The 20,132-nt window shown below is 60.1% G+C and carries 20 protein-coding genes; 10 read left to right on the top strand and 10 right to left on the bottom strand.

Going from position 1 to position 20,132, the window contains the following annotated elements:
- Window positions 1-124 precede the first annotated feature (124 nt).
- Window positions 125-853: a hypothetical protein gene (locus tag ACO2Q5_RS23465; RefSeq protein ID WP_423295595.1), complete on the bottom strand. Its 729-nt coding sequence runs from the start codon at window positions 851-853 to the stop codon at window positions 125-127.
- A 764-nt stretch (window positions 854-1,617) separates the two neighbouring features.
- Between ACO2Q5_RS23465 and ACO2Q5_RS23460 the strand changes: the two genes are divergently transcribed.
- From ACO2Q5_RS23460 to ACO2Q5_RS23445, 4 genes are all read left to right on the top strand, one after another.
- Window positions 1,618-2,070 carry a hypothetical protein gene (locus ACO2Q5_RS23460; RefSeq protein WP_423295593.1) on the top strand — a complete coding sequence of 151 codons (453 nt, stop codon included), beginning with the start codon at window positions 1,618-1,620 and terminating at the stop codon, window positions 2,068-2,070.
- A gap of 6 nt (window positions 2,071-2,076) precedes the next feature.
- Window positions 2,077-2,553: a hypothetical protein gene (locus tag ACO2Q5_RS23455; RefSeq protein ID WP_423295591.1), complete on the top strand. Its 477-nt coding sequence runs from the start codon at window positions 2,077-2,079 to the stop codon at window positions 2,551-2,553.
- A complete protein-coding gene (locus ACO2Q5_RS23450; RefSeq protein ID WP_423295589.1) occupies window positions 2,498-3,583 on the top strand; it encodes a CBASS cGAMP-activated phospholipase in 1,086 nt (361 codons plus the stop codon). The genes ACO2Q5_RS23455 and ACO2Q5_RS23450 overlap by 56 nt, the downstream gene beginning before the upstream one ends.
- Before the next feature lie 219 nt (window positions 3,584-3,802).
- Window positions 3,803-4,342 carry a recombinase family protein gene (locus ACO2Q5_RS23445; RefSeq protein ID WP_423295587.1) on the top strand — a complete coding sequence of 180 codons (540 nt, stop codon included), beginning with the start codon at window positions 3,803-3,805 and terminating at the stop codon, window positions 4,340-4,342.
- A 1,140-nt stretch (window positions 4,343-5,482) separates the two neighbouring features.
- Here the strand turns inward: ACO2Q5_RS23445 and ACO2Q5_RS23440 are convergent.
- The 3 genes from ACO2Q5_RS23440 to ACO2Q5_RS23430 all read right to left on the bottom strand — a co-directional run bounded on the left by ACO2Q5_RS23440 (window position 5,483) and on the right by ACO2Q5_RS23430 (window position 10,347).
- Window positions 5,483-9,586, bottom strand: coding sequence for an Eco57I restriction-modification methylase domain-containing protein (locus ACO2Q5_RS23440; RefSeq protein ID WP_423295585.1), 4,104 nt, complete (start codon window positions 9,584-9,586; stop codon window positions 5,483-5,485).
- Window positions 9,587-9,688: 102 nt separating this feature from the next.
- Window positions 9,689-10,006, bottom strand: coding sequence for a HigA family addiction module antitoxin (locus ACO2Q5_RS23435; RefSeq protein ID WP_423295583.1), 318 nt, complete (start codon window positions 10,004-10,006; stop codon window positions 9,689-9,691).
- A gap of 17 nt (window positions 10,007-10,023) precedes the next feature.
- Window positions 10,024-10,347 (bottom strand): type II toxin-antitoxin system RelE/ParE family toxin, encoded by a 324-nt coding sequence (locus ACO2Q5_RS23430; protein WP_423295581.1) that lies wholly within the window; start codon window positions 10,345-10,347, stop codon window positions 10,024-10,026.
- Window positions 10,348-10,427: 80 nt separating this feature from the next.
- On the opposite strand from ACO2Q5_RS23430, the gene ACO2Q5_RS23425 reads away from it, so the two are divergent.
- Together ACO2Q5_RS23425 and ACO2Q5_RS23420 are read left to right on the top strand one after the other, a co-directional pair.
- Window positions 10,428-11,087, top strand: coding sequence for a ParA family protein (locus ACO2Q5_RS23425; RefSeq protein ID WP_423295579.1), 660 nt, complete (start codon window positions 10,428-10,430; stop codon window positions 11,085-11,087).
- 1 nt (window position 11,088) lies between these two features.
- On the top strand, window positions 11,089-11,385 hold the full coding sequence (locus ACO2Q5_RS23420; protein WP_091303785.1) for a chromosome partitioning protein ParB: 297 nt from the start codon (window positions 11,089-11,091) through the stop codon (window positions 11,383-11,385).
- Window positions 11,386-11,387: 2 nt separating this feature from the next.
- On the opposite strand, the gene ACO2Q5_RS23415 is transcribed toward ACO2Q5_RS23420, so the two are convergent.
- From ACO2Q5_RS23415 to ACO2Q5_RS23400, 4 genes are all read right to left on the bottom strand, one after another.
- The gene (locus ACO2Q5_RS23415) at window positions 11,388-12,326 is read right to left on the bottom strand and encodes a replication initiator protein A (RefSeq protein ID WP_423295576.1); all 939 of its coding nucleotides are present in this window, start codon (window positions 12,324-12,326) and stop codon (window positions 11,388-11,390) included.
- Between the two features lie 377 nt (window positions 12,327-12,703).
- A complete protein-coding gene (locus tag ACO2Q5_RS23410) occupies window positions 12,704-13,258 on the bottom strand; it encodes a hypothetical protein (RefSeq protein ID WP_423295574.1) in 555 nt (184 codons plus the stop codon).
- Between the two features lie 56 nt (window positions 13,259-13,314).
- The gene (locus ACO2Q5_RS23405; RefSeq protein WP_423295572.1) at window positions 13,315-14,985 is read right to left on the bottom strand and encodes a type IV secretory system conjugative DNA transfer family protein; all 1,671 of its coding nucleotides are present in this window, start codon (window positions 14,983-14,985) and stop codon (window positions 13,315-13,317) included.
- Window positions 14,986-15,055: 70 nt separating this feature from the next.
- Complete coding sequence (locus tag ACO2Q5_RS23400; RefSeq protein WP_423295570.1) at window positions 15,056-15,358, bottom strand: mobilization protein; 303 nt, start codon at window positions 15,356-15,358, stop codon at window positions 15,056-15,058.
- Window positions 15,359-15,990: 632 nt separating this feature from the next.
- On the opposite strand from ACO2Q5_RS23400, the gene mobQ reads away from it, so the two are divergent.
- Window positions 15,991-17,163: a MobQ family relaxase gene (gene mobQ, locus ACO2Q5_RS23395; protein WP_423295568.1), complete on the top strand. Its 1,173-nt coding sequence runs from the start codon at window positions 15,991-15,993 to the stop codon at window positions 17,161-17,163.
- 189 nt (window positions 17,164-17,352) lie between these two features.
- On the opposite strand, the gene ACO2Q5_RS23390 is transcribed toward mobQ, so the two are convergent.
- Together ACO2Q5_RS23390 and ACO2Q5_RS23385 are read right to left on the bottom strand one after the other, a co-directional pair.
- The gene (locus ACO2Q5_RS23390) at window positions 17,353-17,610 is read right to left on the bottom strand and encodes a hypothetical protein (protein ID WP_423295566.1); all 258 of its coding nucleotides are present in this window, start codon (window positions 17,608-17,610) and stop codon (window positions 17,353-17,355) included.
- A gap of 17 nt (window positions 17,611-17,627) precedes the next feature.
- The gene (locus ACO2Q5_RS23385; protein ID WP_423295564.1) at window positions 17,628-17,906 is read right to left on the bottom strand and encodes a hypothetical protein; all 279 of its coding nucleotides are present in this window, start codon (window positions 17,904-17,906) and stop codon (window positions 17,628-17,630) included.
- Window positions 17,907-18,063: 157 nt separating this feature from the next.
- Between ACO2Q5_RS23385 and ACO2Q5_RS23380 the strand changes: the two genes are divergently transcribed.
- From ACO2Q5_RS23380 to ACO2Q5_RS23370, 3 genes are read left to right on the top strand one after another with little or no spacing between them, the layout of a single operon-like run.
- Entirely contained in the window at window positions 18,064-18,636 is a 573-nt protein-coding gene (locus tag ACO2Q5_RS23380) for a hypothetical protein (RefSeq protein ID WP_423295562.1), read from the top strand.
- Window positions 18,633-19,073, top strand: a complete 441-nt coding sequence (locus tag ACO2Q5_RS23375; RefSeq protein ID WP_423295559.1) for a hypothetical protein — start codon at window positions 18,633-18,635, stop codon at window positions 19,071-19,073. Before ACO2Q5_RS23380 ends, ACO2Q5_RS23375 begins: the two co-directional genes overlap by 4 nt.
- A complete protein-coding gene (locus ACO2Q5_RS23370; RefSeq protein WP_423295556.1) occupies window positions 19,073-19,858 on the top strand; it encodes an ImmA/IrrE family metallo-endopeptidase in 786 nt (261 codons plus the stop codon). The genes ACO2Q5_RS23375 and ACO2Q5_RS23370 overlap by 1 nt, the downstream gene beginning before the upstream one ends.
- The last annotated feature ends 274 nt before the right edge of the window (window positions 19,859-20,132 follow it).

The raw sequence follows: 20,132 nt of genomic DNA, 5'->3' as shown, positions 1-20,132 counted from the left end.
TTCGCGATGAAGCTCGCTCTCAAGCGTCGCGTCACCAAAGCGGCCTGACGTCCAGGCAAACGACAACCCCAATACGGGCGGTGCCTCAGGCGCCGCCCGTTGCCATTCCAGAGGTTACACCGCGTCACGCTCCGTCGCGGTCGAAAAATGACAGAAGGAGGAGATGTGCGTAGCCACCTTTTGTCGCGAGATAGTCGCACATTTTCGGTAGCCCTTCGTTGTACATTGCCACGGGTTGATTACCATCCCAAAGCGAAGACATCATGAGTTCAGCCCTGGCCTGCTGAGCGTGGCCTGATCTTGTCCATGCCTCCCATGCGGCACTATCAGCAAGTACTGCTCGGCAGAATTGATCATAGTTCAAACTGTGTTCTGGCGTGTTTCGACGGATATTGGCGAGAACTTCACATAAATACTTTTTCATGAAGGTGGGACCAAAACCGTCTGCGCAGGATTCGATAGCATGCCATGTTGTGCCAGCATAGGGGCCGCCGCCGCCCTCACACAATTCAAAGAAACCGCGTCCGCTCAGCGGCTTTATGTCATTGGGACGATTGCAACTGCGTTCGACTTGGTGTGCAAGAATCTCAACCGCAGCATCAAGCGTCTGTTCGAAGCCTGATCCAGAAATGATAGGCCCATTGTCCACAAGAACTGTTGGCAACAGTCGCAAGCCAAGGCGGCATAGAAGATCTACGCAAACAGCATCAGGTTGTTTTTGAACCCACTTTTCAAATTCATAAATTTCTTCCCATGTCTCATTCCAAGCTTTCGGAGAGGAAAGCCTCGGCGTTGATGAAGAAAGCCCCTGCGTTGACTTTACCTTCAGTAGCCGCTTCAGCTTTGAGAACATAAGCCACCGTTGTTTGAGTCCAAAGACGGACAATTCGTCACATTCGTCCGCCTGCTGGGACGTTGTGTCAAGTGGTCAGAGCGGTGTGCCCGGTCAGGGGCCTACCCTTCAGGCCGTTTCCTGTTGAAACTGCGAGCAACATTGACCAATCGAAACCAAGTTTCTCGGCAACTCGATGAAGTGCCATGGTGCATCAATCCCGCGACCTTTTGAGTAAAGATATGACCATTCGTGGCTGCCTTCATCAGCGGCTGCTTCCTTCCGCATGGTTGCCGGTCGATTGTGACAAAAACCTTTGGTCAAAAATTAGGGATGGGCCAAATACGGTGGTTTTTGACACCCGTCCATCATTTTGATGGTGGTGTGTTCACGGTAGTCCCATGAGCGCTGACCTGCCGTCCTTGCGCTATCTAGGGAGGCCGCCCTCTAGCCGCCGCGCGCTGAGGCCCTTCTTGCGCAACGCCGCAACGGCTTCCCGTAGCTGAAGCGTCACTTGTACCCGTCCCTGAAGTGGGCCGAGGAGAATGCTCGTTCCTCGTTCGTCATGTCTGTAGCCCGTCCACGTTCTTCCCAGGTGTGCCTCTGGCCGCCGAAGGCATTCCCGATCAAGATCAGCAAAGCCCGCTTCTAAGTAAGACTTGCAAAAATCATAAAAGGACCATATTGTACGTCAAAAGGACCACGTAGATCCCCTGATCTATGGGTCCCGTCCAACGGAGCGATACGTTATGGTGGAACAGACACACCTGAGAGCCGGTGTCGGAGTGACCAACAAGCTGCGCCACCCCATGGCTACCCTCGTCGAGCGTGGTCTTCTGCCGCCAGACCGGGCAGGCCGCATCGAGTCGGTCCTGAAAATCCTTACGGCCAGTGGCCCTGAAGTTTGGAGTGTCACCAAGGTCAAACGCAACCCTGGCGCCTTCATGTCCGTCGTGATAGGCACCTGTCCTCAAGTCATGTCGGACAGCAAGCGCAAGGACGCGGAGCAGATCGTCGCTCTGTCCGCCGATGATCTCCTGTCTCTCGTCGATGCCGCAACCAAGGCGGCAGGGCCCGGCTTTGCAACCGGAAAGGAAATTTATGCACGATTGGCGAGAAGCGGCGCGCCGCTCGACGTCACGTCCCGTGGGCTCGCTCCAAGACATCAGCCGCGCTTGTCGATGAAGGACGCGCTCTCTGCAATGCCCGCGTCGGGCCATACGGATGCACAAGGCTGAAGGGACATGCTGATCCCGGGGCCCCTCGAGACGTTCCAGATCGTTGATCGCTCTTCCGATCTGCCCGTAATGCGGCACTTGGCCGCCGTCGATGACGTCATTGCCTTCGCGGCGCCCGCACTTGCCGCTGTGGCAGATGCCTATGCCGGTGAGCCAGAGGCCGATCGCTTCAGGCTGAACAACCGTCTCGACGAGCTGCTGCGCGACTGCGCCGACAGCACCGCCCCGGGTCTCGGGGATGCGGCGCCTTACTATCTCATGCTCCCATTCTCGCGGAACGCCGTGCATAGCTTTGCAAAGATCCGGCAGGTGCTCGGAGAGGGCGATCTCTTCTCGGCCCAGACCTATGCCATCGCCCACAGCGAAGACGTCCCGCTGCTTCTACTGAAAACCGAGGCCGCGCAGGGCGACATGAGCGCGCTTTCTGGTGCGGGCATCGATCTTAGTGTCTTCTGGATCGACCTCGCACCGGAGGGAACCTGACATTCTCCTCCCCGCTCCAGAGCCCGGCTCCGCCACGATCCTAGCCCTGCATGGCGGGGGCTTCTTGGGATATTTCTCCGCCTGCATCGCCTCCGCCCTACAGTCGCGGCGACAGGCCCTGAAAGCCAAAGGCCCGTTCAACAGGAGCTTCGACGCCATCTGCGGAACCTCCGTCGGAGCGATCCTTGCCGCGGGCCTCGCCACGAACACGGCGCCGGACGATATTGTATCCCTGATGGAAAAGCGCGGTGAAGCGATCTTTCCGAAGCGCCGGATCATGTCGACCGCACCCGGGATCCTGTCTGCCCGCTTCAAGCCCGAGCCACTCAAAGGGCTGCTCTCTGAAATCCTAGGCAATGTGCGCCTCGGCGAGCTCGACCGCGTGCTTATCATTCCTGCCGTCAACGAGAGCAGCGGCCGACCGGTCATCTTTCGAAGCACTGACCCGGCGCATTGGGATCTTCCCCTCCTCGAGGTTGTTATGGCCTCGGCCGCAGCACCGCTCTATTTCCCGCTCCACAGGATAGGGGGCGAGCGCTACGCAGATGGCGGGTTGATCGCGAACGGACCTGCCCTCGTCGCCTCGGCCGAGCTCACCCGCCAATTCGGGATCCCGGCCAGCCGTCAGCGCGTGATCAGCATCGGTACGACGCGCACTGCGCTCGCCAGCGGCGTAGACAAGATAGCGCGGGACGGATGGGGCGGGATCCGCTGGATATGGGGCGGAGGGCGACTCCAGCAACTCATGATGAGCTGCCAAGAAGACCTGCACTCAGTGCTGCTCGCAGGGCTTGGGCCGGCAGGTCGGCTGCATCTCGACATGGAGCTTACCCCCGGGCAGGCCGGTAAAGTTCACATGGTCAAGGCCGATGCGGAGGCCAAGGAAGTCCTGAGCGCCGCCGCCAAGGACGCCCTCGCCCAGATCACCTCACAAGAGCGCGGCTTTCTAGATCGCGCCTTGGCCAGACAGTCGCGGAGCTTGGTCTGGCGCCGGGACGCAGGACGCTTGATACCCGTCCTTACCAGATAGGGCCCGGACGAACTTCCGTCCATCCTAAGGACAGACATGCAGGCTTGAGATGAACGGGTTTCTTTAAGGCCCTCGAGATCCGGCTGTAATGAAAGTAAAGGCCCCAAAATGGTCGTTTCTGTCCCGGCCCCCTGCCCTGCCCTGGATCAAGGGATTAGACCGGACAAAAACCCATGACAAAACCTTTGCAGTTTTGGGAGGTTTTTGGCACTATGTGGCATGATCATCGGATACGCCCGCGTCAGCACGGAAGACCAGAACCTGGACGGCCAGATCGACGCCCTGAAGGCGGCGGGTGCCGAGAGGATCTTCGCCGACAAAATCACCGGCACGGCGCGCAGCAGGCCCGAGCTGGACCGCTTGCTCGATCAGCTGCGCCAGGGCGACGTAATGACCGTCACCAAGTACGACCGCCTCGCCCGTTCCTTGCGTGATCTTCTCGATATCGTTGACGCCATCCAGGCGCATGGCGCGGGCTTCCGGTCGCTGGCCGAGGATATCGACACCACCACGCCCGCAGGGCGGTTGGTGTTTCACGTCTTCGCGTCCATCGCTCAGTTCGAGCGGGAGCGGATTTCGGAGAGGACCAGGGAGGGGTTGGAGGCAGCTCGTAAGCGCGGCCGCATCGGGGGCAGACCCCCTGCCCTATCCACCGCTCAGAAGGCTGAAGTGCGCCGGATGCGGGATGAGGAGCTGCGGCCCCTGCCTGAGATTGCGCAGCTTTTCCGGGTCAGTATAAAGACTATCAGAAGGGTTTGAAGCTTTTCGTGCGGCAACAAGAACGGGTAAAAGGTGGCGTTAAATCCTATATTAGTCGATCAGGCAAGGAACGGCGATGAAACAACGCTCAACCGCCTTCTGTGTCTGTTCGAAGATAAAGCGCTCGAACAAGTAAGGTTTGCGGTAGCATATGTACGGTGGGAGGGTCTTGGCCTTTTGTCCAAGAGCATTGAAGCATTCATTTCTAGAGGCGGAAGGTTTGAAAGTATCTATGGTGCTGGAAATGGAGTAACAACTCCAGATGCATTATACTATGGTATGCTTCTAGATAATTTGTTCCCCGGACGAACATACGCCGGTTTTGTTGAGGATGATTATGCGAACGCGACTTTTCACCCTAAGTACTATGAATTCAGATTTGCGTCTGAGACTCGGGTAATTGTTGGGTCATCGAACCTTACAGGAGGCGGTCTCCAGCGGAACAGTGAAGCGTCACTTGAAGTGAAAATCTCCCGAGGAGGCGCTGATGAGAAGGCGCTAGATGCCTACTGGGTTGCGCTACGGAAGAGTGCGAAGATGGTCACTCTGGGGCATGTGCAGCGGATATCAAAGTCACATGGAACGGCCTCTGAAGACAGAGAAAAAACGAAGGTGCCGAGCTGTGGGAAGCCCTACCTTCCCACGAAGACGAAGCCGCACCCACGCCCCTTGTTCCAAAAAATCATGGGTTTGTCCAAGCCCAGTCAAGCGACAAAGGACAAGCTTCTTTCTGAGTTCAGTGAAATCTCGGATCGACCAAAGCACCTTTATCTTCAAATATTGGCGCGAGAAACGGGAGGACAGAGTGGCAAGTCCGGGTCAGCGGTCCAGCTCCCAGTTGCAACGCTTGGCGCATACTTTGGCGTGGCCCGTAGTGAAGAAAGATCTATTCGACTAGTCTTCCCCAATGGACCATTGGAAACTAACATTACTCACTTTTCCAACAATACTCACCAAGTTCGTATTCAGCCAATATTGGAGATTGATCGCCCTGCCGTTCTTCATTTGACCCGAGAGGGTGGTGATACTTACAAAGCCAGATTTATTCCACCAGATAAGTACGAAACGGTTCTAAAGGCGAAATGTACAAATCAAAGCCGAAAGAATTCGAGGCGCTGGGGGTTTGTCTAAAGTTTGATGTCATAGGTCAATCTCCGCATCTGGATCACCGGCCTTCAACGCATTCATGTATGATAGACAGAGATCGCGCGAGCGGTATCGGCCGCCGTAGGCATCGAGTTCCTGGCGCTCGATGATCGGGAAGGTTGAGTAGATGTAGCGAACATCATCGCGGTTCTCGATGCCGTAGAGCAGGAAGAACACCGCATCCAGCTTCGCCCTGAGCTTCAAGCGGCGCTCTTCATCCCAGGTGAAGGGGGGAAGAACCGTTCCGCTCTCATCGACATAGCCCATGTCTTTGGCCAAGGGGGCCATGTCATGGGCGTTATAGGTGAGCTCAAGAACGATCTCTTGGACAACCTGCGCAGCCGTCTTCTTTCCGAACTTGCGCGCTTCAAACTGGGCCAACGGGATGACGGGAAGCTGCTCAACAATGTACCAGTTGACGCTCGTGCTATGCACCTTCGATCGTGCTGCAAAGTCGAAGATGGTCGCGTTGAGATTTGCGAGCATTGTGGGTCCATGGCGAGCCATTGTGTCTCTATCGTGCCCGATAAGCAGCGGTGCCTTGTTCCCGACGCCCGCCCTCGGAATAGCTGCTGCAATAATCGTTCGCGCATCCGTTGCGCGGGCGATGTCCCGGAAAGCGATAGACCATTCCATACCTGCCGGAAGCGTGATCTCTTTCTCCTGCACCCAGAATTGAGGCGTTGGCGCGAACGTGGGATCGGCCTTCTGCTTGGCACTCACGTCGCCGCTCAGGGCGGCGTTGTGAACATTCGCCTCGTTCACCTCGACCGATGCAGCCCGGTGATCGAATTGGTGGATCATGCGCCCGACATAGAGTGGGCGCCAGCTGCCCGATGCGCTGCCATACAGGTTGCCGCCGATCGGATAGGCCCCTTCCTCCTCTTCGAGCTCCTTGCGGGTTCGGAAAAGCCCCGAGTCGTTGGTCATATGAAACATGGTCGCGTACTTGACAGGCCACGCCTTCACCTCAGCACCGGAGGATCGATCCACAAGGATCGGCGCGGCGGCGTAAATTGCCTTCGTAAGATCAGCATCACGTCGAGACCGGAAGATGGGTGCGGTTCCCGTGTTCGGGTTGACCTTGGCGAAGTCGTCAGCACTCAAAGTGAAGCGCACTTCAGGATCGTTCAGCTCTGCCGTTGCTTGCAGGAAAAACGCGCACTGCGCCTGTCCTCCAAGTGGGGATGGACTTGCCACAAAGGCACAAAATTTGAAGCGGCTGTCTACATCTTCAAAGAATGGCTTCAGCTCGTACCTTGGCCGCCGGTTCTCGAAGTCATAGAGGGCCTTCAATCGGCCCTCGGTCGCCACTCCCTTGAAGAACTTTGCCGCCGTCAGGTCAGAGGCAATCCCTGAGGGTGTCAGCAACCCTATCAGCCCATCGGGGCGGGCCAGCCTCATCGCCCGCTCGACAAAGAGGGAGTAGAGGTTGATGTCGCCGCCGGAAAGAAGTGGATAGTCGCCGCCGCTCCTGGCCATGCGTGTGCCGGTCTCGGCCCTAGTCGCGGCCTTGGCATAGTCGCGGGCGAGCGGATCACCTGCCTTCTCAAGCGAGGCGATCATCTTCGCGCGGTCGGATGCGCGCTGCGCGAGGGCTATGTCTCTTTTGCGGGCAGCAAACCATTCAACCTGTTGCAGCTTCATGCGGTCCCAGGGCGGGTTTCCGATGATGGCGTCAAAGCCGCCCTTCAGGCCATCTTCCTGCCAGTCCGACCAGACCCCAGGAAAGGCAACCTGCCAGTTCAAGAAGTTCTCTTCGATAACCAGCTCTCGCGCAGACGCAAGAATCTCGACAAAGCGCCTCCCGTGCTCGTCGCGTACTTTCGGCTCTCGCTTTCCAAGTGCGATCTCGAAGGGATCGCCGAAGGCTCCATCGAAGAAGCCCTTGATAGCCTTGGCATTGTCCTTGCCCTTCAGGTTCAGCCATTCGATCGCATGCAACAGGGAGAGAAAAGCATTCAGGGGTGCCGTCATCACCTGGACACCGTCGAAGATCTCCTGGGACCGATGCGCCTCCGCGATCTCGGCGTCGGGCAGGCCTTCAATCATCTGCATCGAGGCGGCCGATCCATAGGCCGCCTTGACCGGCTCATGTAGCAGAAGTGGGCTGCCGTAAGCGGTTGCCTTTGCAATGCCGGTCTTAACCCAAGATCCGAAGAGGCTGTCGCCGCAGCGCAAGTGGTGATCGAGGAACGAGAGCGGCGCGCCCACTGTGAACGAATGCAGCCAGAGAGCTACCTTGGCGAGCTCTACTGCCATGACGTTCTTGTCCACGCCATAGACGCAGCGCTTTAAGACCATGCGGCGGATGATGTGCCGGTCATCAAGTTGCTCCGGATCAACAGTCCATTTTCGGGCCTCAGCGTTGCCCAGGATCGTGTTGCGGATTGCCTCGATGCGATCGGCGAGCGGGGAGATGTAGGGATGATCTTCGCTTGCCCATTCGACCATCTTTTCGGTCTCAGCCATGGCGATGATCACCTGGTCAGAGAGGTAATCGACCAGGCTCACCAGAAAGTGCCCCGAGCCCATGGCAGGGTCACAGATGCGTAGGTCAAGCAGGCGTTCGGCAGGATCGAGCCGCTTCAGTGCGGTGAGTTTTAGACCGTCTTCTTGGGTGCCATCAGCCAGCTCGCGGGCCTTGTCCTCAAACGCCCTGACGCGCTTGCCGATCAAAGGCTCCAGGGTCTCATGGATGATCAGACTGACAAGGTCATCGGGCGTGTAGTAACTGCCCGATCCCTTCCGGGCGAAAATGTTCGGGCGAATTTCAACGGTTTCCCCGTCTTTCACAACCTCATGCTCTAGCAAGCGCTCATAGATCGATCCGAGCTGCTGCACCGTGAGGTCGCGGTAGTTGATGTACTTACGGGTGCCGTCCCGACGCTCGAAGGACAGCTTGTCGATGACTTCGGCCATAACGGAATCGGGTAATCTGATCTTGCCCAGGAGCGGCGTTCTGTCGGCATCGAAAAGCCCGCCGTTGTAGGGGGGCAAGCCGATCGAGGTGTCACCTTTGTCGATGGCGCGACAAAGGTCATCGAGCGTTGACCAGTAGCGCGCGGCGGTGGAGGAAAAGATATCCCCGTCATCCTTGCGGCGGCCGATCTCCATTCGGACCTTGTCGCGCAAACCATAGTCATCGTAGCGCCGATCGTTCACCGGCAAGAGGTCGCGGTCTTCGGCATAGAGGATGAAAAGCAGACGATAGAGAAGGATCAGGGCTGCCTGGCGCACATCCTGTAGCCCGGCCTCCGGGGCGGCCGTGGCAATCGAGCGCGCAAGCAGGGGGTAGACTTGTGCAAATACCAGATTGGAAAGATCTGTCGCAACTCGTTCTTCGTAGAACTTTCCTTCGTCCATCGCGCGTTGATGGAAAGTGCGCTGATCCGTGGCCGAAGGAAGAAAGGCCTCGCGGCGGAAGATGAGGGCAAAGGCCCGCAAGGCGTGTCGTTGCTCTTCGGCATCCAGGGCGAACAGTCCATCGCCTTGACCCTCAATACGGAGGACGGCCGCAAGGTCGATCTCGAAAAACTGCTCAGAGACTGATCGTGCGCCGGAATAATAGAGCCGCCATCGGCCGCCGTTGGTCAGAACGCCCCACCGGAGCTTGCCCGTGGTGAGATCATCAACTCGGCGGAGATACCGCAACATCTGGGTGGAGGGGGCGAGTTCTTCGCCCCGCTTCGATGAACGCCGGTCGAGCGGGCGCTTCCACCGCTTGGACTCAACAACAGCAAGGCCGAACTGGTATCGCTTGTACTCTTCCAGATGCTGATCGGCCTGCGCCTTTGCGGCGGCATCTGCGAAGAGCAAGCCATCTGGAACATCCTCACGGCCCTTGACCGTCAAGTTTTGCTGCCGCATCGACTGTGACCAGCCTAGGAAGCGCAGGATCGGCCAGATCAGGTCGTCCTCTGTGCGAGTTTCGTTCGGAGTCTGGCTGACGGGAAACTTTGCGAAGATGTCTTGAAGCTCGCTCGCGAGCCCGTCGATCGCGCTGTCCGTCAGTTGAGCCCAATCGGGATTGTCGGAAATCGACTGCGTCAGGAAGTCATGAGTAAACAAGCTGCCTTGGAAAATTTCGTTCATCATTACAGCATGTTACCTTGTGGTTTCTTATCTTTGAGGTATGTCATCCATTTCGATCGCAGGAACGGGGTCCCTGCCCTTCCGGCATGGTTGTTCCGGCTGGCTTCAGACCAGTCTTGGCTGTTCGGGCTGCGGCGGTAGGCTGGCACGCGTCGGCAAGTGCCGGATCGTCTCGCCAGTCTCCTTGTCCGCTTGCACCAGGTCGAACTGCGCTTGCAGGTTCAACCAGAACTGTGGATCGGTCCCGAACCAGTGCCCGAAGCGAAGAGCCGTGTCGCCCGTGACCGATCGCTTGCCGGCGATGATCTGGCTCACCCGGTTGGGTGGCACGTCGATCTGTCGCGAAAATTCCGTGGGCGTGATGCCCAGATCTTCCAGCTCGTCCTTCAGGACGTTGCCGGGATGTACTGCTCTCATGAACATGGGCTGACCTCCTTTCGTCAGTGGTAATCCACGATTTCAACGTTACCTGGCCCTTGCTGTCCCTCAGGCCAGTCAAAACAGATGCGCCATTGCTGGTTGATGCGAATGGAGAACTGCCCTGCCCTGTCGCCGCGCAAGGCTTCCAACCTATTGCTCGGCAACGCCCGAAGCGTGTCCAGAGAGGGCGCGGCGTTCAGGATAGCGAGCCGCTTTGCGGCCTGGTCCTCGAACCCCTGAAACGCCTTCACGAACTCGCCGCGTGCGAAGCTCTCGGTCCTCTTGTCGCGATAGCTCAGGATCATCTTGCTTGGGAAGATAGGTGCCTTGACGAGATACGTCAAGCGTACTCATTGTGCTACAATTATATTGGATTTTTCAATTTATCCGGTTAATGTAGTTATCGGATAACATGGAGACGCCTATGCCGACCGTTGTCATCGCATCGCCGAAGGGGGGTGCCGGGAAGTCCACGACGGCGATCCTGTTAGGGACAGAGCTGGCCCATGCAGGCGCGAGCGTGGTCATGCTGGACTGTGACCCCAACCACTCTCTGACCCTTTGGGCTGACCGGGCCCCCCTGCCCGATCGAATTCAGGTTCTGTCGAGCGTCACCGAGTCTGACATCGTGAAGAGCATCAAGCAGCACGACACGGATGGTCAAATCGTCGTCGTGGACTTGGAGGGCGTCGCATCGCGGCTTGTTTCCCGTGCGATTTCTCAGGCCGATCTCGTCATTACTCCGATGCGAGCTACCACGTTGGACGCCACAATTGGTGTCAGAGCGCTTCAGCTCATCGCCGAAGAGGAAGAAGCGCTCGATCGGAAGATCCCGCACGCCGTCGTCTTCACGATGACGAAGGCCGTCCGTTCGAAACAACATAGCGGCATCGCCGAGTCACTGTCGGCACAAGGCGTCGATCTGATTGATCCGCCGCTCCTGGAGCGGGCAGCGTTCTCCGCACTCTTCGAGTTCGGAGGTAACCTCCGGAACATGCCCGCCCAAGGGAACATGGACGGAGCGATCGAGAACGCCGCTCTGTTCGCCCAGGCGGTCTACAAGCGGCTGGCAGAGGGAATCTGAGATGTCGGACGGAAAAGCCTTCAACATCGACCTCGGTCGCCTAAAAAGCCGGGAGAAAGACCGCAGCCCGCAGGCGATCGAGAAGGCAGAGCGGGCAGGGGAGGAACTGGGCTTCGTTGCCCGTGACGGCCAGAAGCGACGCGGGCGCAAGCCTAGCCCCCGGACGGGGCAAGTCCACGCTAAGGTCATGCCCGGCATTTCCGAAGAGATCGCCAATGAAGCAAAGCGCAGGGGTGTGCAGCAAGGCGTCCTAATCGAGGAGGCTTGGGAGCTTTACAAAAACAAATCCGGTATTTGAAATTACCCGGTATTTTTTCTGTTCTGCACCCACTTCCTACAGAAGCCCAAGAATGCGGCTTCCGGGTTGCGCGGCGTCTCTGGAAGCCAGCTGCGCCACTCGCGTTCTAGATAATACACGTCGAAACCAGGAGCGAGCATCCGGGCCGTCTCATAGACATCTGGGTCAAGGTGCGGCGCTATCGCCGGAAGCAGCACCATCTTCACGCCCTGCCGGTTTGAGAAAGTGACCATGTCCTCCTGCTCGTCATAGGAGATTGCATAGTCCGGCATGTGGTCGTGTTCCCGATCCTCTCGGATGATGTTCATGACCAAGCGCCGAAACTCACGGGGGGTGGAGTTCGACCCGCACTTCTTCTGAAGCAACGCGAGGCTGATCCGCCATTCCTTCTGCGCCCCGCAGTGCTTGCGGGCGAGTTCGTAGATGCGCCGCTCCAGCGGCTTCCGGAGCCGGAAGTAATCGCGGTGCAGCGTGAGGACTTCCTTTGACCGGATCGCATTGAAAACCCAGTCTGAAAGCTTGATCTCGACTTCCTGCATGCGGCCGTCACGGGTTTCCCTAACGACCTCAGCACTCTCGATCAGGCCAAAGGTCCTGAAAATCTCCTTTCCGCCGGTCACGATGTTCGTGCTGATCCTGGTCCCAGCCAGGCGCTCAAGGGCTGCTTTCAGCTGAGAGTACCCGGAACCCGCCGTGTTCCGGTTCGTAGCGACCAGCATGTCAAACGCGCGAAACCGGACAACCTGGGAAACCTCTTTCCCATCGTTCAGGGCAGTCATGAGCTGGCTTATGCAGTAGATCAGGACATCGCGATCATGAACCGTCGCGAGGCCATCGACAGAAGGCTTGATCGCGATCTTGATCCCGTTGTGCTCATACTCCCTGACTCGCGTATCTGGCTTGGTTGAGAGCGAGAAGATCGGATGTTCCATCGAGGCCATGTCAGCCTTCGGCACAGCGTCGAAGATGTCGCACACGAAGAAATCGCCCTGCGGATACCGATCAGGCAAGAGAGGGGAACGGTTTACTACATGGTCGTCAGACACAGGGCAGCCTTTCGTACTTTCACACACAGTAGGGCAGGGCGCGCGCGAAATCCACGCTGATTCGTACTTTCACACACGCAAGCCGCTTTCGTACTTTTGCCCACGCTCTATCGTACTTTTACACACGTTCTTTCGTACTTTCACACACACCCCGCTCGGAATCGCTTATTTGTTTCAGTACCTTGCGAGCGATTTTCTGCGCTTAACACTGAATCTAACCCATATTTAACACCTAGGCCTGTGGATAACTTTCGTCTGGAACACTCTTCGCCTCACCTAGCATAGAACACGCAGGCCTCCTTCCCGCTCTCTGGCCTCCGCAGCCACTCACCCCCAAGGACAGCGCATGCGGTACCGTTGCCTGCCATGAAGCGGGGCAGAGCGATGGTCAGACCGAGCGCCAGGACCAACCCTAAGATGGCTATGAATGGGGCGCGCTTCTTCCAGCGTCCCGCCCTTGCCAGATCGTCACGCAGGCGCTGAAGGGTTTGCTCTTCCTGCCGGACCAGTTCATCCAGGGTGCGGCTGGCGTCCCGCCGATCGGCAGCAAGGCCGAGGTGCAGGCCTTCCAGCCGGTCGAGGGGAACGACCAGTGCCTTGTCGATCTCGTTGCCGATGTGGCGACCATAGCGCTGCGGATCAGCATAGACCTTGGCAGCCTGTGCGGCGTCCCTACTTTCCAGCGCGGTCGTCTGGACCGCCGCAAGGGTTTCCCCGTGCTGATCCAGCTTCTCCGACATTCTGGCGACGACGACGCCCAGAAGATCCACCATTTCACCGAGGGCGGCGAGGGAGAGGGCAGGGGAGGCGGAACCGGCTTCTGGCATTGTGACTTCCGTGATCGGGGATAGGCGACAGGGGATCAGAGATCGGCGTTGCGCGATCAGGGTTCAGATTTGGGATTTGCGGGTTGCGCGTCCGGTGATCGGTGCAGGCCGTCGAATTCCCTATCGGCGAAGTAGCGCAGCTTGCGGGCGATGATCACGGGCTTGCCCTGGACGCGCAGCAGCTGGACATGGGGCGGTATCTGCATGATCTCGTCCGGGGTCATCAGGTCGCGTGCCGTGACGTTGTACGAGGTCGAAGGCGCATCGCCGGGTTTGTGGCTTTCAGTCTGATAGCCGGTGGTTTCCCGCCCGATCATCTGGCTCAGCCACTTCGCCGTCTCGAAGTCGTTCACCCCGAAGGTCTGCAGCACGCCCGCGTTGGCGACGAAGGTATTGGCCCGCGCGCCGTAGAGGTCTTTCAGCTGGCTCATGTCCTGCAGGATCGGCCAGAGCTGCAGTCCGTAGCCCGCCATCAGCCCCATAGCGCGTTCCACCGCTTCCAGTCGGCCCAAGGCTGCGAACTCATCGAGGAGGAACAGGGCGGGCTGTTTCAGACGCTGAGAGCCTGCCTGAGCAGCTTCTGCGTCCCTTGCGATATCCTGAAGCGCCTGGGCCACCAGAAGGCGCAGCCAGCGGCTGTAGGCATCGAGGCGGTTCGGGGGCAGGACAAGGAAGATCGAGGTCAGGTCGTGCCGCAGGGCAGAGAACTGGAAGTCGGAACGCGCCGTCGCGGCCACGATCCGGGGGCTGTCGAGGAAATGGGTGTGGCGCTGCGCCGAGGACATCACCGAGGCCGCTTCGCGGTCAGATTTGCCAAGGAAGCGGTTTGCGGCGCGGGCGATCAATCCCCCGGCAGCATCGGTGTCCTGCATCAGCTCCAGGAGGGCGCGGAACTTCTCGGGTGGCAGGGTCAGATATTCCCGCACTGTGTCGAGGGTTTTGCGATCCGCGTCCTCATGGGCCACGGCGAACATGATCAGCCCGGCCAGCAGCGCCTTGGCCTCTTCGTTCCAGTGGGCTTCTGACTGTTGGCCGGGCGGATCCATCACCAGGGCTTCGGCCAGCGAGGCGGCATCTTCGCCCAGGTCGGGGCTTTCCGCGTCGAGCCGCCCGAGGGGGTTATAGGCCGAGGCGGGTATACCGGTGACGCCGAAGGGGTCGAGGATGTGAACTGCCCCGAACCGCTTGCGCGCCTCGCCCGCGATCTTCGCATTCTCGCCCTTGGGGTCGATCACCAGCACCGAGCGTTCGGTCAGCAGGAGGTTCGGGATTACCGTGCCGACACCTTTGCCTGCCCTCGTGGGGGCGAGGGTCAGGAGGTGCGCCGGGCCGTCATAGCGCAGGAGCTTGCCGGTATCGAGGTCGCGGCCGATCAGGAGGCCATCACCGCCTTCGAAGGCTGCGCGTTCTTTCCGGGTGGCAAAGCGCGCCGAGCCGTGGCTGTCGCTTGGCCTGCGGCCCCAAAGCTTGATGCCCGTCCGGTTCGACCAGTCATTCGCCCCGGCGATCCAGCCCGCGATCAGCATCGGCCAGAACAGGACCCAGTGCCAGAGGGCTTCGCCCATCGGCACATCCGACAGGATGATGATCAGGATCAGCCAGGCGAACATCGCAAAGCCGGTGGCGATCACCATCCAGACGAAAAACCACACCGCAAGGACCGGGGTGAAGACAACGAAGAGGGACAGCCGCGACAGCAGCCCCAGGGCGGAGAATACATACTGCAAGGAAATCAGGTCCAGCTAAGAGGGCAGGGGGGGCGAGCAGCGCTCCCCCTCTGAAGGAAAGGGGCGGCGGTCAGGTCGAGGGCGTCGGAGCGGGCGGGTCTGTTGGGGGTGATGCAGCGGCGGGCTGCTTCGCATCCCAGCCTTCGAAAGCCTTGCGGTCCTGTTCACGGGGCAGGTTGCGGACCAGGCGCTCGATCATGGCGGCGGCGTTGGAATCCCGTTCCGCCAGATCGACCAGCGCGCCGCCGAGGATGATCTTGCGCCGCGTGTCCAGCTTGCGCGCCTTCGTCGCTTCGCGGTTCTTCAGGGCGAGGAGCCGGGCCTTGGCCTGGGCGTAGCGCTTCTCGGCGCGTTCCAATTCTGTCTCAGCCATTCGTACCTTCACACACGCAGGAAATTCAAAACATCTTTGGGTTGAATGTCGCATTGACGGGGCAAGGTCAAGCGGGTACCCGTAGGCCTGTAAAGGGCAAGGGCGCACTTATGCAAACTCTCCACCGCCTGCGGCGCTTCCGAGATTTGCGTGCGGTCTCTTCGGGGGCATGGCCCCCCGCCGACGGCGTCCCCAGTCCGGCGCTTGTTGCGCCGGATCAGGAAGCGCGTCCCGCCTTCCCGAACCCATCCTGGCCAACCTTCGCGGTTGGATTGCGGCCCGCTGTCCCTGCCGCCCTCATTGGAACTGGCCCCGAGAGCGGGGCGGTTCCGCGAGGCCGTCAGTGCCAGCGGACGATCCGGTTCCGCCTGCCCCGAGAGCGGGACAGCCTGCCGGATCGGGTTTGCCGGACTTCGCTTGTCCAGCAAACCATGGCCCATCGTGGCGCTGGCTGCGCGCATGCCCGGCAGCATGACCGCCCGCCTGTCGGCATGGCCGCATGTCTGCCTGATTGCGCGGTGGCCTGCTTGCACGGATGGTCAGCAGACAACCTGCCTGTTTGCATGTTTACCTGTTTGCATGCCTGGCAGTCCGCCTGCCTTTGCCCGTCGCCGGATCGGTAGGACGCGGCCATGGCCAGCTACCACCTTTCCGTCAAGACGATCAAACGCAGCGCCGGGCGGTCGGCGACGGCGGCGGCGGCCTATCGGTCGGCCTCCGTCATCGAGTGTGACCGTGAAGGGCGCATGCACGACTACACCGCCAAGCGCGGGGTCGAGACCTGCTTTATTCTCGCCCCCGCTGACGCGCCGTCATGGGCGCAGGACCGGGCCGCGCTCTGGAATGCCGCCGAGGCGCGCGAGACCAGGTCCAATTCAGTGACTGCCCGTGAATGGGAACTGGCCCTGCCGTCCGAGATATCGGACGCCGCGCGGATCGAGATCACGCGGGCTTTCGCTCAGCAGCTGGTCGAGCGCTATGGCGTTGCGGCAGACGTGGCGATCCACGCGCCGCACCGTGAGGGCGATCAGCGCAATCACCATGCTCATATCCTGACCACCACGAGGGCGTTGACCGCAGCGGGGCTTACCGACAAGACCCGCATTCTCGATGCCGCCAGCACCGGTGGGCCGGAGATCGAGGTCCTGCGCGGCTACTGGGCCGAGCTGCAAAACCACGCCCTTGAGCTGGCGGGGCAGGAGGGACGCGTAGATCATCGGTCATTGGAGGTGCAGCGCGAAGAGGCGCTGTCCCTTGGGGACACGTTGAAGGCCGAGGAACTGGATCGCGAGCCGGAGCTGAAGCTTGGCCCCGCCGCCAATGCCATCGAGCGGCGCGCGCAGTTTGCAGCCGAGGCCGAGGGCCGCGACTATGAACCGCTGACCCAGCGGGGCGCGCGGGTCCACGCGGTGCGCCAGGCCAAAGCCATGTTTGCAGAAGTGCGCGAGCGGCTGGAGCTGGCGCGCGAGGCATGGGCCGAGGCCCGGGAAGAGGGGCAGGGCCATGTCAGCGCCGGGCTGGCGGCGCTGCGCGCCGCCGCAGGGCGGCAGGCGAAGGAACTGGACCCCGAGGGGATCAAGGAACGTCTGGCACGCATTGCAGGGCGGAGTCAGAGCGAGGAGCATGATCATGCACCGGGGCAGGGGAGCCGGGACCTACGCGGCAGGCTTGCCGGTATGTTGGGCAATGCCAGGGCGGAAGATCAGGAGCGGGAAAAGGCCCGCAAAAAAGACCGCGAGCTGGAGCTAGACGAAGAGCGCAGGCGGCAGCGCGAACTCGACAGGGATCTGGGATGGGAACTTTGAGAAAAGGCAACGATGGGCTTTTATGATATCGCCCAGAGGGCCTGGGCAGAAACCCATGACCGCCGCTTGAGCTGCAGCGCTGAACACCAGGTTGGGTTCCAGCAGCTCATGCGCGAGGCAGTCAGGGCGATCGAGCACAAAATCCCCGATCTAGTTTAGGCCGATATCGCACTGGTCTGCCCGCCATGATCAGGTGATCGTGTACTCGCGCCACGGGATCGACCGCAGCGGCACCCGCGACATGAAGCGGGCGATGTCCGGCCGACCGTAATAGGTCGGCCGACCGCGCCCGTCCTGCGCCATCAGCACGACCGGTACGCCGAAGACCGGGGCGAAGCCCCGGATCGCGTCGGCGGCAGCCACGCTATTTTGCACCACATGGGGTTTCACCACCACGACGGCGAAGGTCTGACCCTGCTCGCGGATCACCGCACCCTGCACACGCATATGCCTCGCTCCTTCTCTTAGGCCGCCAGCCTGTTGAGGCGGCTGTTGATCCATTCCCAAGCCTCTTGGGTCAGCCAGCCCGAATAGTCGCGGGTGACGCCGATCACGAGGACGCGGTCGTTCTTGTCGACGTGGGGGGCCAGCCGGTCCCAGACGCCCTTGGCGTTCAGATTGGTATCGACCAGCCATGTCGATCCGAGGTAGTGCCACCAGTCCCCGAGGTTCTTGATGGCCTTGTGCAGCTCGTCGTAACTCTGACCCGGCCGCTTCAGGTCGTAGTTGATCGCGTAGATCATTTTTGTTCTCCTGTCGGTATCGCGACGCGGACCGGAAACCGGCCCTGATGCGCCTCGACTCCCTATGCGGACATCGAGGGGAGTCCCGGACATCCGCCGTTTCATGTCCGGGCAGGGGCCGCTCTCCCGCATAGGAGAGCGAAGGGGGACGGAAGGTGTGAGTTTGCAGGAACCCGCGACCGCCAGGAGCAGCGCCGAGATCGTCGAGGCGATTCGAGGCCTTTCGGCCGCCGATTGGGTGCGGCTGAAAAAGGTCGCCGCCTACTATGCGCGCCCCGCCGTTCCGGCCCAAGACCTGCTGCAGGAGGCGTTCGCTCGTGCGCTCGATGGCAGCCGTGTCTGCCCGGCGCATGTGGACGCGGTGCGGTTTTTGGCCGAGGCCATGCGCAGCATCGCCGACGGCGAGCAGGAAAAGGCCGATCGCCGCCCTGCCCTCGTTTCCATCGAGGGAAGAAGCGGCGCTGCGACAGCCATGAGTGTCCCGGACCCTGCGCCGAGTGTGGAGTCCAGGATCGTACAAGCCGAGCAGGACGCGCGGATGCGTGCCGATCTGCTCGCGCTCTTCGACGACGACCCGGCAGCGAAGGACATTGTGGAAGGTACTATGGAGGGCATGACGGCGGAGGACCTGCGAGAGCTGACCGGTCTCGACAGGACAGCCTACGATTCCAAACGAAAGCTGATCCGCCGTCGGATCGACAAGAGATATCCCGAAGGATGGCAGCCATGATCGGTAAGAACGACAAGGCCGGTCGGCCGATCGACCGGCTGGCAGATGAGTTCGTTGAGGACATTCTGAACTTGTCCGACGACGAGGTTCTGGCCGAGTTCCGAGAGGACGGCGGCGATCCCGAAAGGCACGCTGCCGAAATGCGGTCGATGTTCGAAAACAGACTGCTGGCGGCGAACAAGGCGCGCATGAACGCGGCGAAGGCCGGTGTTGCTTCCAGCCGTCAAGCTGAAAAAGGACTTTCCACGCCGGTTGTCGATATCGCCGACGCCCGCGCCCGCCTTCGTGCCGTAATCGCGCGCGCAGGTAGCATCCCCGGGCTGACGCTCGCGGCGCGCAAGGAAGACGAACTTTCGGATTCCGATGTGGTCGGGATGCTCGAGGAGCTTGCCGAACTGGGCCTGCTGGACGGCGATCAGGACCTCGGAAAGACCTGATGCGGCCGTCGCCTGCCGAAACACTGCTTCAGGAGTTGGGCGTTACCGACCCAGCCGAGATAGACCTTGAAGCGGTCGCCTATCATGTCAATGCTAAGGTCCGCTACAGGCGGCTCGACGGTTGCGAAGCAAGGATCGTCGGGACAGCCGACCGCGCGATCATCACGATCAACCGGGACAGCCAGTGGCGCAGAAAGCGGTTTTCCATCGCGCACGAGCTGGGCCACTGGCACCACCATCGAGGCCGTTGCCTCGCCTGCCGGGTCGATGAGTACAGACCAAGGACCGGAGTTTCGCCCGAGCGCACCGCTGATGGATATGCGGCTGATTTGCTTATGCCCGGCTATCTATTCCGACCGCTCGCGCGAGCGCAGAAGAAGCTGAACTTCACAGCGATCAAGGCCTTGGCAGATGCCTTCGATTCTAGCCAGACCGCCACGGCAATCCGACTTGTCGAAACTGATCACACGCCGTCGATGCTGGTTTGCCATGGGCCGAAGGGTAGGAAGTGGTTCGTCCGTTCGCCCAGTGTCCCGGACCGTTGGTTCCCTCAAGACACTCTCGACGCCGAGAGCTATGCCTTTGGTATCCAGTTCGGTATCGATCCCGACAACCCGACGCTGCGCAAGATCGGGGCGGATGCGTGGTTCGACCGTGCCGGTTCTGATCGGTTTGAGATTCAGGAGCAGACGATCAGGGTCGGCCCGGAGGAAACCCTTACACTGCTGGTATTCTGCGATGCTGCGATGCTCGAAGAGCAGGACTACCGTGGGTATCGACGATAGCTACCAGTGCACCCATAGAATCTTTTCCAAAAACAATCGTTTTTGGCAGACGTAAGCTTGAGCGACGGGGTGGACGCTCACTGTCGGTATTGATGTGCCAATGTCCTTGGCTGCGCTAAGACCACTGGTGGCTTGAAGCAGATGCCCTCGGCTGCACCATGGGCGCAGTATGCATGGCGGCAACTTCTAGGCGCGAGCTGAATTCTCGTAACTGATTGATATCAAACTAACTTATGGCGTGCGAATCGGTATGAAGGTCTCGGGCATCTCAAAC

The sequence above is a fragment of the Neotabrizicola sp. VNH66 genome (assembly GCF_049445895.1).
GTDB lineage: Bacteria > Pseudomonadota > Alphaproteobacteria > Rhodobacterales > Rhodobacteraceae > Pseudogemmobacter.
The sequence above is the reverse complement of the archived record's forward strand: the minus strand, read 5'-3'. Positions and strand labels throughout refer to the sequence as shown.

Bases quoted from the DNA above. Each gene is read 5' to 3' on its own strand.
- ACO2Q5_RS23370 (WP_423295556.1), top strand. From the start codon at position 19,073: ATGCGGCCGTCGCCTGCCGAAACACTGCTTCAGGAGTTGGGCGTTACC.
- ACO2Q5_RS23425 (WP_423295579.1), top strand. From the start codon at position 10,428: ATGCCGACCGTTGTCATCGCATCGCCGAAGGGGGGTGCCGGGAAGTCC.
- ACO2Q5_RS23375 (WP_423295559.1), top strand. From the start codon at position 18,633: ATGATCGGTAAGAACGACAAGGCCGGTCGGCCGATCGACCGGCTGGCA.
- ACO2Q5_RS23420 (WP_091303785.1), top strand. From the start codon at position 11,089: ATGTCGGACGGAAAAGCCTTCAACATCGACCTCGGTCGCCTAAAAAGC.
- mobQ (WP_423295568.1), top strand. From the start codon at position 15,991: ATGGCCAGCTACCACCTTTCCGTCAAGACGATCAAACGCAGCGCCGGG.
- ACO2Q5_RS23390 (WP_423295566.1), bottom strand. From the start codon at position 17,610: ATGCGTGTGCAGGGTGCGGTGATCCGCGAGCAGGGTCAGACCTTCGCC.
- ACO2Q5_RS23400 (WP_423295570.1), bottom strand. From the start codon at position 15,358: ATGGCTGAGACAGAATTGGAACGCGCCGAGAAGCGCTACGCCCAGGCC.
- ACO2Q5_RS23435 (WP_423295583.1), bottom strand. From the start codon at position 10,006: ATGTTCATGAGAGCAGTACATCCCGGCAACGTCCTGAAGGACGAGCTG.
- ACO2Q5_RS23455 (WP_423295591.1), top strand. From the start codon at position 2,077: ATGCTGATCCCGGGGCCCCTCGAGACGTTCCAGATCGTTGATCGCTCT.
- ACO2Q5_RS23385 (WP_423295564.1), bottom strand. From the start codon at position 17,906: ATGATCTACGCGATCAACTACGACCTGAAGCGGCCGGGTCAGAGTTAC.
- ACO2Q5_RS23465 (WP_423295595.1), bottom strand. From the start codon at position 853: ATGTTCTCAAAGCTGAAGCGGCTACTGAAGGTAAAGTCAACGCAGGGG.
- ACO2Q5_RS23440 (WP_423295585.1), bottom strand. From the start codon at position 9,586: ATGATGAACGAAATTTTCCAAGGCAGCTTGTTTACTCATGACTTCCTG.
- ACO2Q5_RS23410 (WP_423295574.1), bottom strand. From the start codon at position 13,258: ATGCCAGAAGCCGGTTCCGCCTCCCCTGCCCTCTCCCTCGCCGCCCTC.
- ACO2Q5_RS23445 (WP_423295587.1), top strand. From the start codon at position 3,803: ATGATCATCGGATACGCCCGCGTCAGCACGGAAGACCAGAACCTGGAC.
- ACO2Q5_RS23415 (WP_423295576.1), bottom strand. From the start codon at position 12,326: ATGGCCTCGATGGAACATCCGATCTTCTCGCTCTCAACCAAGCCAGAT.